Below are 10,063 nucleotides of genomic sequence, written 5' to 3' on the forward strand. Positions count from 1 at the left end.
TCCTAGAAGAAGGGCTGGTCGTAGTCGTCTTGGTTGTCCGGGTTGCGCCAGGGCTGGTAGCCGCCGGACACGGCGCGGAGGTGGGGGCCGGGCTGCGGGTCGGGCTCGTCGTCGTAGCAGCCCTTGTTGAGCCAGGTGGCCGGGTACTTCGTGTACTTGGGGTCCTGACCGAAGCGCTCGCGGGCGTAGGCCTGGGCGCGGTCGGTCATGTGGGCCGGGTCGGCGCCGCGCTTGATGGCGGCGATCCAGGCCTTCTTGGCTTCTTCGCGGGCGCGCTTCTTCGGGTAGACCGTCCAGAAGGCGCCGAAGGCTTCGAGGTGGAGATCCTCGGCGGGCTCGTCTGTCTGAGGCGCAGCCGAAGAAGAGTCTTTAGGTAGTTGTTCGTCTGTGGGTTCGTCTTTTGGTTTGGCGGACGTCCACGTCCCCCCGCTGTGACGTGGACGTCCCCCCGCTGTGACGTCCACGTCCGGGCGGACGTCGGCGTCCCCCCGGACGTCCACGTCCTCCCGCTCCGGGTGGGGTTGCTGCTCTGACCTGGCCTTGTTGGCTCGACGTGTCTCTACGCCTCGGGCTCGGGAGGACGCCAGCGTCCGGGCGGACGCCCACGTCCCCTCGTCGTCGCCTGCGCGGCCCTTTGGGACGCGGTTCTCGACGGCCAGGTCGTAGACCGTGGGGCGCTTGTCGGCTGCGATGTGGGCGGCCTTGCCCTGGTCGCCCTGGCGGATGAGCTTGAGGTTCTCCAGGTCGCGGAGGTCGCGGCGCACGGAGCGTTCGGACTTGCATGCGTATGCGGCGAGCCGCGCGAGCGACGGGTAGGCGCCGCGCCCCTGCTTGTCGGCGTGGTACGCCAGCCCAACGAGTGTGCCGACAAGTTGGGAGGGCATCGGTGGGGCGAGTTCGATCGCCCACTTCATGGCCTCGGTGCTCACGCGGTCTTCTTTCGTTTGCGCTGGTCAGGGCATGGGGAAGTTGCCGCCCGTTAGGGATCTCTGGCGCACATCCATGATGCCACATTGATGTGGCCACACGCGAGTACCGGAATCGCGGTGAGTGGGCGGACTTCCGTGTGGCCACCTCGGTGTGCGAACATGTCGACATGCCCGCCACCGAAGAGACCGTCGCCGCGCTGCGGAAGGCAGTGCGCGCCAAGAAGGCCGCCGAAGACCGAGCCGACGCCGCCCGTGCAGCGCTGGCCGTCACGATGGCCGACGCCATACAGGCGGGCATGAAGCAATCCGAGGTCGTCGAGGTGACCGGGTACACCCGCGAGCACGTCCGCCGGCTGGTGCGCGAGGTCGAGGACCAGCGCGCGGCGCTCAACGTCTCCGAGTCCTGACACGTCCCCTCCCTTCTCCCCTGGCCCCGCATGGCGGGGCCTTTGTCGTGTGGTCAGTGGTCCTGGTTGGCGCGGCGGGAGTCCCAGATGGTCGTGTCCTGGTACGCCTTGTGCGCGGTGGACGGGGACGGCCTGCGGTAGCCGTGCCGGGCAAGCCGGGCGTAGACCGTGCTGTGCCGGACGCCGAGGACTTTCGCGAGCCGGTAGACGGTCACGCCCTGCTCGACGAGGACGAACAGCGCCTCGGTGAACTCGCGGCTGGTCTGCCGTCTGGGGTCGCCGAGGGGTGTGGCGCCGTTGACGGTGCGGGCGATGGCGTACATGGCGCGGAGTTCTTCCGCGACCTCCGGGGTGATCGCGTCACGGCTGTCGGTCATGCGACCCTCCCGGCCTGTGCGGCTCGGGTGCCGCGCCAGCGGCGGCAGGCGGACTTGTCGCGGGCGAAGCCGAAGCCGTCGTAGCGGACGACATGGGCACGGTGGAGGCGACCCATCAGGCGGGCCCAGTCGCGTTCCTGGCACGGCGGGTGCGGGAGATCGTTGGCGTCGGCGACCTGCCAGCACACGAACGGCCGGCCGGTCTTCGCGGCCTCGACGAACGTGGGCCAGACGGCGTCGACCCAGCTCTCGAAGTCGGTGGCCGGGGCGGGGAGGGTGCCGTCGAGGGCGGGCTGTATCGCAGGCATGGGGTCCTCCTGTCGTGCGGGTGGGGTGGGCGCGGCCCCGGTGGGGGAAGAGGGGCCGCGCCCGGTGGGGGAAGAGGGGCCGCGCCCGGTGGGGGAAGAGGGGCCGCGCCCGGTGGCGGCCGCGGGGAGGACGACCGCCGGGAGGGATGGGTCAGTCGCCGAGTTCGGCGTCGGTCATCAGGTCGTGCGGGATGCGGCCCGAGACGAGTACCTCACGGAGATCGGCGGCGGCCCTGCGGTAGACGTCGGCGCGCTCGCGCTGTTGCAGCTGGAGGGGTGTGGGCTCGTCGATGAGCAGCCCGCTACCGAGGTCCGGGGCGGCCTTGGCCATGCGCTCCCAGCGTTCGGCGAGCGTGTTGAGCGCGGACAGCGTGGCGCTCTGGTCGCCCTGGCCGCCGTCCCACTGGTTGGCGACGTGTCGCAGGACGTAGGCGGCGGACGGCTTGTCCAGGCCCTTCGCGGCGGCCTCGATGGAGACACCGCCTTCGGTCTCGCCGGGGCGGATGACGACGAAGGCGAGGGCGTCGGTGCCGTCGACGGCGGCGATGGTGACGTTGTCGGTCATGCTCGTGTTCTCCTTGGGGTTGGTGCCCCGCCGTAATTGGCCTGCGGCGGGGCGTCTGTTACTGGCCGATGGGGCCGGAGCAGGTCCGGCAGAAGCCCGCGTTCGGGGGCAGCGGGGCGGGAATGTCGCAGGCGAGCGGATCGCCCGAGGTCACGCAGCGGCCCTGTACTGCCTGGACCGCGTCCGCAGTTGGGTTTGCGTCATGCCGCCCCAGACGCCCCAGTACTCGCCCAACTTGATCGCCGTGTCGGCGCACTCGGCGCGGACCGGGCAGCGTCGGCAGATGGCCTGAGCCTCGGCCACTGCATGCGTTGCCTCGCCGACGCGCGGGAAGAACAGATCCGGGTCGACGCTGCGGCAGGCGGCGTCGTCACGCCAGTTCGGCTTCCGCTGCGGCGCAACGATGTCGTCGTAGTGGGTCACGCCTCTGCTCCTTCAGGCCGTTGGGACAGTGCCCGCTCAAGGTGTTTCTTGGTGATGCCAAGCCGGTGCGCGGCCTGGGCGCGGGTGTAGTTGTGCTCGGCGATCAGCCAGCGGGCGTCCTCGGCGATCGCCGTGTACCGGTCGACGCTCTCGCCCACATCCGGCACGGCGGCCGGGCTGTCGATGTAGTCGTCGTCCCACGCGGCCGGAGGCACCCAGCCGTTGGCGGCGGCGCGCCGCTTCGATTCGGCGGCGTACCGGGGGCTCACGCCGTGGGCGATCGGGTCGGCGTTCCAGAGCCGCTCGTACATGTCCTTGACGCGGCGTGCGGTGTCGGCGGCGACGACGTCCTGGCGGACGTGGTCCCAGATCAGCCGGTGGTGCTTGATGCCCATCTCCTCGCCGAGCCGCAGCTGCGGCCAGCCGTTCGCGATGAGTGCTTGGAGTCGGCGGCGAGTGCCAGTGCCGTCGACGCGGGCCATGGGTGCGAGGTGGTCGAACGAAGGCTTGACGGCGAGGATCTTGTCTGCGGTGGTGGTGCGGACCCGCTTGGTGGGGCCGCGGCCTTCGTGGGGGGCGCCGTAGAGGATGCGGGAGACGCAGCCAGCCGCGACGCCGGCGAGGCGGTAGACGCGCTGCCAGCCGATGCCGTAGCTCCTCAGCATGGCGATGTGTTGGCGGACGGGGTCGGCGTCGACGAACGGCTGCCAGCGGCCGTAGGCGACGAGCCGGTTCCGGTTGCGGTCGTAGTCGGCGGACCGGCGTCGGCACTCAGGTCGGCGGCAGCGGTACACCTTGACGCAGGTGAGGTTGCGGTGGTGAGGCGCCTCACGGACCGCGGCAGGGGCGCTCATGCGGCCGCCTCCGCCGTCTGCTGGACCGGGATGCCGGTGGCGGCGGACACGATGTGCGCGGCAAGCAGCGGCGGCACGGCGTTGGCTATCTGCAGGAAGCGCTTCGACTCGCTGCCGTGGAACGGGTGGTCGGGGCGGAAGCCCTGGAGGACCGCGGCCTCGCCCAGCAGCAGCGGGCGCTTCTCCAAGTCGGTGGTGCCGTTGACCCGGATCCACTGATAGTCGTGGCGGGCGTGGCCGGCGACGAGAGTGCCTGCGGGCTGGTCCAGGCGGCGGACGGTGGCGTTTGTCCGCTTGCCCTGCCGCAGGACCCACCAGGAGTGGGCCTTCTCCGTCAGCGTCCGCGCGGGCTCGTCGCACGGCCACTCGTTCCCGCCAGGCGTCTTCCGCTCCCCGCGGGTGCGGACCCACTGGCCCGGCTCCAGGCCGAGGACGTCGGCCATCGTCACCCACGGGCGGCGGGCCACGCCGAACAGGTCCATCTCGCTGTTCTCGCCGTGCGTGGGATCCGGCGCGACCACCCTGCGCGTCCGTGAGGCGATAAGGATGGCGCGGCGGCGGGTCTGCGGAAGCCCGTAGTCGGCGGTGTTGACGACGCCGGTCCACACGCTGTAGCCCCACTCCCGGAGTACGCCTGCGTACTGCTGCCACAGCGGCAGCACACCGGGGACCTGCTCCATGCACACCCACTCGGGCCGCAGGTCGTGCAGCCAGCGCATCGGCTCAGCGGCCAGGATGGACTTGTCGTCCAGGCAGGCGCCCTTGATCTGGATGCGGGTGTCGCGGCCGTGCGCGAGGTCGTGGATCGCCTGGTGGACGAGCGGCAGGTCGGTGATACCGCCCTGCTTGCCTGCAGTCGAGAACGGCGTGCACACGGGCGAGGAGATCTTGCCTTTGATGCGGCCCCGGAAGGGGGCGGTGGGGTACTGGGTGACGTCGCACTGGATCGTCATGTGGCCAGCCGCGTGTGCGGTGCGGCAGGCGGCCGTGTCCAGCTCCAGGCCGACGTCGGCGAGGCCGAGCATGCGCAGGCCCTCGGACCAGCCGCGGGGGCCAGCGAACAGATCGACAATCACGGCCGGTCCTCCTTCTGCTGTTCGTCGCGGATGGCCTGCAGCAGTCGCTGTTCTCCGGCGTCCGGGGTCTCGCCGTAGGCCGGCAGGTCCCAGATGAGGGCGCAGGTGTCGTGCAGGAGCGTGTTGGTGCCGCGGCGGTGGAACCCGATCAGCGGCGGCGCGAGCGCGACTTCAGCGCGACGGCAGGCGTGGCGCAGCTTGTGGACGGCGGCGCCGACCACAGCGACGGTGAACACCGCGGCGAGGAACAGGGCGGGCAGGTCGCTCATCGCGCACCCCCGGCGGTGGTGTGGCCGGCCTGGCAGGTGTGGCCGCCGGACGGGTGGAGGACAACCGGCACGTCCCCGCCGCACGGGTCACAGGCGGCGAAGCCCTGGGTGACGACCGCGCCGAACTCCGGGTGCGGGAAGCCGGCGGCCCTGCGGTGGCGGCCGTGCGCGCGGCCGAAGTAGCGGGCGGGCAGCAGCCTCATGACGTCGCCCCCTGCCGGAGGTCGTGGAGCTCTCGTGTGTCCGCCTCGTGCGAGGTCTGCAACCGGTCCAGCTCGTCGGTCAGCCTGCGGATGGCGCGCTGTGCGAGCTGGAGTTGGCGGCGCAGCTCCGACTCCCCTGCGGTCGGGGCGGGCTGCGGGAGCGGGCTGTTCGGGTTGCTGTCCTCGGCCTTGTCGAGGTCGGCCCGGAGGCGAGTGATGGTGCCCAGTCGGTTCGCGGCGAGCTTCTCCGCGGCTTCCAGGTCGCGGGCGGTGCGCTGCTGCAGGGTTTGCAGGGCGGCGTATTTGGCGGCGCTGACGAGTCTCATCGGGCACCGCCCGTCACTGCGTCGAAGACGTCGCGGACCCAGCGGGCGTCACCGAGCGCGGTGTGCGCCACCCCGTCCCCCGGCGGTTCCACGCCCACGAAACGCGACATGGCTCGCGACGAGAAGGGGAACGTCGGTACGTCGGCCTCGCCCGTCTTTCCCCCGAAGGCGCGGATCGCGTTGGCCAGACCGAACCGCGAGCCGGCCACCAGGGTGGCCACGTCGACCGGCCGGTAGTGCCACTGGGCGGAGCCGGGACCGAGGAACCTGCGGAGGAAGCGGTCGTCGAAGCCGGGATTTGAGCCGACGAGAACCGCGCCGCGCAGCACGTCCATCACCGCGGCCACGACTTCCTTGCGCCTCATCGGCAGGATGGGTCCCTGGTCGTAGCCCGTCCAGGCCGCCTCAGCGAGAGTGGGGACGACGAACCGCTCCAGGTAGCGGCCGATCTTCAGCGACTCCGGGTCAGCGGTCGCGAGGTTGGGCCGGATCTGCCATACGTACTCGGTGTCAGTGGGCGCGTTGTCGTCGAGTTCGCGCAGGATGATCGCGACCTCCCACACCTCGCCGATCTCGGCGTCCAAGTGCGTGGTCTCGGTGTCGACGAAGGCGATGTTCGCCATGTCGGATACTCCGTTCGATGTTGGTGTGGTCTGCTTGGGGTGGCCGGCCCGCAATTCGCCTGCGGGCCGGCCGTGCTGTGCGGGTCAGGCGGGGGGCTGGGCGACCGTGGGCCATCCGGTCTGGCCGGGCTCGTCGTCGACGAACTCCGCCTCGATGGGGCCGTCGTCCGTGGTGCCGTCGTCGGGGATGTCTGCCTGCGGCTGGGGCAGCGGGGGCGCGAACCCGGACGGCAGTTCCTTCGCGACCTCGGCCTGCGCCCGGAGCTGCTCGCGCATGTACTCCGCGCTGGTGGGCACCCACTTGGCGAGACGGCGGGCGGCCGTCTTCAACCACATCGCTTCCTCGTTGGTGTTCCACGGCGAGTAGTCGGCGCCCTTGCCGGACGCGCTGTCCGACTTGGCCTTGGCGTCCATGACCTGCTGCCGGTTGAGGATGACCACCTTCGAGGTGGCGCCGTCCTTCATGACCGCGTAGGCGTACACGCCGACCAGCTCGCCGCGGTCCCCGCCGAACCAGTCGACGTCGTGGACCGGGCGCTCGTCACGGCCGATGACGTAGCGGAAGGTGTCGTTGGCGCGGACCGTCTCGACGACGACGGAGGACACGGCGCCAGCCCGGTAGATCAGCTCGACGATGCCTTGGTAGCCGACGATCCCCTTGATGATGAAGTTCCAGTTGTGGTCCTTGGACTTCCGCGGGGTGAGGTAGAACTGCTCGGTGCCGGGCTCCAGTCCGAGGCGGGCGGCGGTCTTCAGCTCCCGCAGGAATACGCCGACGTCGGTCTTCGCGGCCTGCTCCAGCATCCTGTTGCCGCGGATGGCGCCGACGGCGAGACGGATCCACTGGTCGGCGTTGATGTGGGAGGGGACGAGGGCGGCGTATTCCTCGCGGTACTGCTCGACCATGGCGGCCGGGCCGGTGTCGCGGACGGCGACGGCGGTGGTCACGGTGTTCTCGGTCATCGGGCGTTCCTTCGGGTGCGGGCGGGCATCAGGGAGTAGGTGGATCCGTCGCGGACGGTGCGGGTGGCGATGCGCTCGCGCTCGCAGACGGCGCGCTGGCCGGTGCCGATCGCGTCGAGGAGCTCGCCCTTGCAGGCGGTCAGCTCGTCCTCGGCAGCCCACGCCGCGTCCTGCGCCGCGTAGAAGCGGTCCCGGAGCGCGGTCGGGATCTCAACGTCGATCGGGTCCAGGCCCTCGGGGATCTCGCGGATCGCTTGGTACGTGGCGGAGTGGCCGTCGATGTCGGGGCGGATGTCGCGGGCGAGGTCGTCCATGAACCGGGCGCCCGCATCCCGCAGGATCTGGGCTTCGGCCTCGTCGTAGTCGACGACGTACTCGCGGTACTCCGACCCGGCGATCAGCACCGCGACGTAGCAGCGGCGGGCGCCGGTCACGTCCATGTACCAGAGGGCCTGGGCGCGGTAGTGGACCGGGATCTCGCCCGTTCCCTCCTTGCCCCAGCCGGTGTCGTCGCGGGCGGTCTTGGCCTCCAGCACGGCGGCGGGGACACGGTCGTCGATGTGGCTGTCGGTGGGCCACAGGTTCCGGTCGGGGTTGGCGATCTGCCACGGCCGGTCGGGATGGGCGTAGGTGAAGGCGCCGCGGACGAACCACTCGGGGTGCTCGCGGGCGAACCGGCGGCAGATCGCGGGCTCGTGCTCCTTGCCCCAGTACATTTCCTCGGACTCCTCGACGGGGCCGATGGCGCCCTTCTTGCGGTGCCAGAGGGAGAACCGGGACTCGTAAGGGGAGAGACCGAGGACGGCGGCGATCTCGCTGCCGCCGATGCCCTGCGCCCGAGCCGCGTGCCAGGCCTCGGACCCGGGCTCGAACGAGCCGAGGACGACCGGGCCGGCGGCCGGAGCCTGAGCCCCGGCGTCGGTGGTGACGGTCATGCGTCGCCTCCCACGTAGCGGGCGTAGACGCGGACGCCGTCCTCGACCAGTTCCGTGCGGGCGTCGAACGCGCCAGCAGGCTGGTAAGGCGACGGGCCACGGCTGCTGTACTCGTGACCGCGGCGGATGTAGCAGGCCGTGCCGTCAGCGACGAGGCTGCTGCGGTAGTCGTTGACCACGACCCACTTGCCGGGCTGGCGGCGGGCCTCGGCGGCCACCGTCTTGTGGTCGGCGCGGGGACGTCGGGCGAGACGGCTCACAGTTGGCTCCCGTCGCCGCAGGCGCAGGGGTCGTCGCAGTCGCAGGCGAGCTGGGCGAACTCGGCTTCGAACGGTTCGGGCTGGTGGACGTAGGCGGCGGCCAGGGCGAGCCGGCCATCGGCGGTGAGTTCGGCGCGCTGTCGTGCGACGAGGGCACGGACCTGGTCGGTGAGAGCGCTCATGCCGCCCTCCTCTGGCCCGGCAGGGCGCGGCGGGCGAACCGGGACACCCGCTGCGCGACCCTCGTCAGCTCGGCGAGCAGGCGGGTCACGTCGTGCCCGCGGACCTCGACCTGCGCGGTCTCCATCCCGGCGACGTCCTCGACCTGCTCGATCGCGGCGTCGAGTTCGCCCTCGCGGGACACCCCCTGCACCACGGCGGCGAGGTCGTCGAGCGCGTCGAGGATCTCGTCACGGGCGTCCGGGTCGCCCCAGTGCTGGACCAGCTGGACGAGGGTGTCGTTGCGGATGGCGTCGACCCTCAGGACGCCGTGGAGGTGGTTGGCGCCGACCTCGAACGACAGGCCAGGCTTCGAGGAATGGATCATCGGGTGGCCTCCGGGGAGGAGAGGAGGAAGAGGAGAGCGGTCGCCGTCACGGCGGCCTCGCAAGCGATGAGGCGCGACAGGCGCTCGGCGGTGGCGGTCGCCCGATTCACGGTGTGACCGGCATCCACCACGACCTGATGCACGCGGCGGCAGGCCGGACGCGGGTCGAGGTCGATCAGCAGCAGGGCCACAGCCCCGGTCGTGCCGCACAGGATCAGCGCAATCGACAGGGCCAGCGCCCAGTCCTCGGGCGTGGTGGCGGTCATTGGGCGCCCGCCTCGGGCAGGTCCCGGCCCAGCCGGTACGCGTGGTGCAGCGGGCTGTCGTGCGGGTCTTCGATGCCCGCGGCGGCAGCCGCAGCCATGTGCGCCTCGAATACGCATTGGCTGCACGGCTCGCCGTAGGAGTAGCCCGCACCGCACTCGCGGCACGTCTGCACCGCAGCGGGCGTCAGCGCCTCCAGTTCGGCGATCCGCTCCCGCAGGCGGGCGTTCTCCGCGTGCTCCCGCTTCAACTCCGCGAGCGTCTCCTCAGCGACACGCACCGCGACCTCAGCCGCAGCACGCTCCGCCGCCGTCTCCGGCGACTGCAACATCTGCGCCGACTCCAACGCCTCAGCAGCCAGCGACGACAGGTCATACGGCGGACGGTTCAACCACGTCGCGTCGATCAGCCGCTTCGCCTGCATCGCCAGCGGCGACAGGCCCGCGCTCACCGGGCCACCGCCGACCGGGCGATCAGCGGACCGAACGCCGCCTGCACCAACCGCAACGTCCACGCGAACGACTCGCCCTCGCCCGCGTCCTCAGGGTTCGACGGCTGCGGGCACGACAGCAGCAGCTCACCCGACGGGGTGTGCCCCGTCGCCTCCCAAACGTCGCCCTGCGCATCGACGAACACCGTCGTCGGCAGCGGCGCCTTATGCAGCGACAGCGGCACCTGCCGGACCGGGGGGATCTGCAATGATGTGGCCATCGAGGGCCTCTCCTTCTAGGTGT

Annotated in this window: 20 protein-coding genes; 1 reads left to right on the forward strand and 19 read right to left on the reverse strand. The window is 71.2% G+C overall.

Annotated features, from left to right (window positions below):
• Positions 1 to 2: 2 nt before the first annotated feature.
• A complete protein-coding gene (locus ACIGXJ_RS29710) occupies positions 3 to 929 on the reverse strand; it encodes a helix-turn-helix domain-containing protein (protein WP_399651692.1) in 927 nt (308 codons plus the stop codon).
• 167 nt (positions 930 to 1,096) lie between these two features.
• On the opposite strand from ACIGXJ_RS29710, the gene ACIGXJ_RS29715 reads away from it, so the two are divergent.
• The gene (locus ACIGXJ_RS29715) at positions 1,097 to 1,336 is read left to right on the forward strand and encodes a hypothetical protein (protein ID WP_399651695.1); all 240 of its coding nucleotides are present in this window, start codon (positions 1,097 to 1,099) and stop codon (positions 1,334 to 1,336) included.
• Positions 1,337 to 1,389: 53 nt separating this feature from the next.
• On the opposite strand, the gene ACIGXJ_RS29720 is transcribed toward ACIGXJ_RS29715, so the two are convergent.
• The 18 genes from ACIGXJ_RS29720 to ACIGXJ_RS29805 form a co-directional block, all read right to left on the reverse strand.
• Positions 1,390 to 1,713, reverse strand: coding sequence for a hypothetical protein (locus ACIGXJ_RS29720; protein ID WP_399651697.1), 324 nt, complete (start codon positions 1,711 to 1,713; stop codon positions 1,390 to 1,392).
• Positions 1,710 to 2,021 carry a hypothetical protein gene (locus ACIGXJ_RS29725; protein WP_399651700.1) on the reverse strand — a complete coding sequence of 104 codons (312 nt, stop codon included), beginning with the start codon at positions 2,019 to 2,021 and terminating at the stop codon, positions 1,710 to 1,712. The genes ACIGXJ_RS29720 and ACIGXJ_RS29725 overlap by 4 nt, the downstream gene beginning before the upstream one ends.
• A 151-nt stretch (positions 2,022 to 2,172) precedes the next feature.
• Positions 2,173 to 2,586: a hypothetical protein gene (locus tag ACIGXJ_RS29730; RefSeq protein WP_399651703.1), complete on the reverse strand. Its 414-nt coding sequence runs from the start codon at positions 2,584 to 2,586 to the stop codon at positions 2,173 to 2,175.
• 150 nt (positions 2,587 to 2,736) lie between these two features.
• Positions 2,737 to 3,009 (reverse strand): WhiB family transcriptional regulator, encoded by a 273-nt coding sequence (locus ACIGXJ_RS29735; protein WP_399651706.1) that lies wholly within the window; start codon positions 3,007 to 3,009, stop codon positions 2,737 to 2,739.
• On the reverse strand, positions 3,006 to 3,863 hold the full coding sequence (locus ACIGXJ_RS29740; protein ID WP_399651709.1) for a hypothetical protein: 858 nt from the start codon (positions 3,861 to 3,863) through the stop codon (positions 3,006 to 3,008). Before ACIGXJ_RS29740 ends, ACIGXJ_RS29735 begins: the two co-directional genes overlap by 4 nt.
• Positions 3,860 to 4,939, reverse strand: a complete 1,080-nt coding sequence (locus ACIGXJ_RS29745; protein WP_399651712.1) for a DNA cytosine methyltransferase — start codon at positions 4,937 to 4,939, stop codon at positions 3,860 to 3,862. The genes ACIGXJ_RS29740 and ACIGXJ_RS29745 overlap by 4 nt, the downstream gene beginning before the upstream one ends.
• The gene (locus ACIGXJ_RS29750) at positions 4,936 to 5,208 is read right to left on the reverse strand and encodes a hypothetical protein (protein ID WP_399651714.1); all 273 of its coding nucleotides are present in this window, start codon (positions 5,206 to 5,208) and stop codon (positions 4,936 to 4,938) included. The genes ACIGXJ_RS29745 and ACIGXJ_RS29750 overlap by 4 nt, the downstream gene beginning before the upstream one ends.
• On the reverse strand, positions 5,205 to 5,411 hold the full coding sequence (locus tag ACIGXJ_RS29755) for a hypothetical protein (protein WP_399651717.1): 207 nt from the start codon (positions 5,409 to 5,411) through the stop codon (positions 5,205 to 5,207). The genes ACIGXJ_RS29750 and ACIGXJ_RS29755 overlap by 4 nt, the downstream gene beginning before the upstream one ends.
• Positions 5,408 to 5,737, reverse strand: coding sequence for a hypothetical protein (locus ACIGXJ_RS29760; protein WP_399651720.1), 330 nt, complete (start codon positions 5,735 to 5,737; stop codon positions 5,408 to 5,410). The genes ACIGXJ_RS29755 and ACIGXJ_RS29760 overlap by 4 nt, the downstream gene beginning before the upstream one ends.
• Positions 5,734 to 6,360 carry a hypothetical protein gene (locus tag ACIGXJ_RS29765; protein WP_399651723.1) on the reverse strand — a complete coding sequence of 209 codons (627 nt, stop codon included), beginning with the start codon at positions 6,358 to 6,360 and terminating at the stop codon, positions 5,734 to 5,736. Before ACIGXJ_RS29765 ends, ACIGXJ_RS29760 begins: the two co-directional genes overlap by 4 nt.
• 84 nt (positions 6,361 to 6,444) lie before the next feature.
• Positions 6,445 to 7,323: a recombinase RecT gene (locus ACIGXJ_RS29770; RefSeq protein ID WP_399651725.1), complete on the reverse strand. Its 879-nt coding sequence runs from the start codon at positions 7,321 to 7,323 to the stop codon at positions 6,445 to 6,447.
• On the reverse strand, positions 7,320 to 8,258 hold the full coding sequence (locus tag ACIGXJ_RS29775) for a YqaJ viral recombinase family protein (protein ID WP_399651728.1): 939 nt from the start codon (positions 8,256 to 8,258) through the stop codon (positions 7,320 to 7,322). The genes ACIGXJ_RS29770 and ACIGXJ_RS29775 overlap by 4 nt, the downstream gene beginning before the upstream one ends.
• Positions 8,255 to 8,518, reverse strand: coding sequence for a hypothetical protein (locus ACIGXJ_RS29780; RefSeq protein ID WP_399651730.1), 264 nt, complete (start codon positions 8,516 to 8,518; stop codon positions 8,255 to 8,257). The genes ACIGXJ_RS29775 and ACIGXJ_RS29780 overlap by 4 nt, the downstream gene beginning before the upstream one ends.
• Positions 8,515 to 8,700 (reverse strand): hypothetical protein, encoded by a 186-nt coding sequence (locus ACIGXJ_RS29785; RefSeq protein WP_399651733.1) that lies wholly within the window; start codon positions 8,698 to 8,700, stop codon positions 8,515 to 8,517. The genes ACIGXJ_RS29780 and ACIGXJ_RS29785 overlap by 4 nt, the downstream gene beginning before the upstream one ends.
• Positions 8,697 to 9,065, reverse strand: a complete 369-nt coding sequence (locus ACIGXJ_RS29790) for a hypothetical protein (protein ID WP_399651735.1) — start codon at positions 9,063 to 9,065, stop codon at positions 8,697 to 8,699. Before ACIGXJ_RS29790 ends, ACIGXJ_RS29785 begins: the two co-directional genes overlap by 4 nt.
• Positions 9,062 to 9,331, reverse strand: coding sequence for a hypothetical protein (locus ACIGXJ_RS29795; RefSeq protein ID WP_399651737.1), 270 nt, complete (start codon positions 9,329 to 9,331; stop codon positions 9,062 to 9,064). The genes ACIGXJ_RS29790 and ACIGXJ_RS29795 overlap by 4 nt, the downstream gene beginning before the upstream one ends.
• On the reverse strand, positions 9,328 to 9,780 hold the full coding sequence (locus ACIGXJ_RS29800) for a hypothetical protein (RefSeq protein WP_399651739.1): 453 nt from the start codon (positions 9,778 to 9,780) through the stop codon (positions 9,328 to 9,330). The genes ACIGXJ_RS29795 and ACIGXJ_RS29800 overlap by 4 nt, the downstream gene beginning before the upstream one ends.
• Positions 9,777 to 10,040 carry a hypothetical protein gene (locus ACIGXJ_RS29805; protein WP_399651742.1) on the reverse strand — a complete coding sequence of 88 codons (264 nt, stop codon included), beginning with the start codon at positions 10,038 to 10,040 and terminating at the stop codon, positions 9,777 to 9,779. Before ACIGXJ_RS29805 ends, ACIGXJ_RS29800 begins: the two co-directional genes overlap by 4 nt.
• Positions 10,041 to 10,063: the final 23 nt, after the last annotated feature.

This window comes from Streptomyces sp. NPDC053367 (genome assembly GCF_044545925.1).
Taxonomy (GTDB): Bacteria; Actinomycetota; Actinomycetes; order Streptomycetales; family Streptomycetaceae; genus Streptomyces.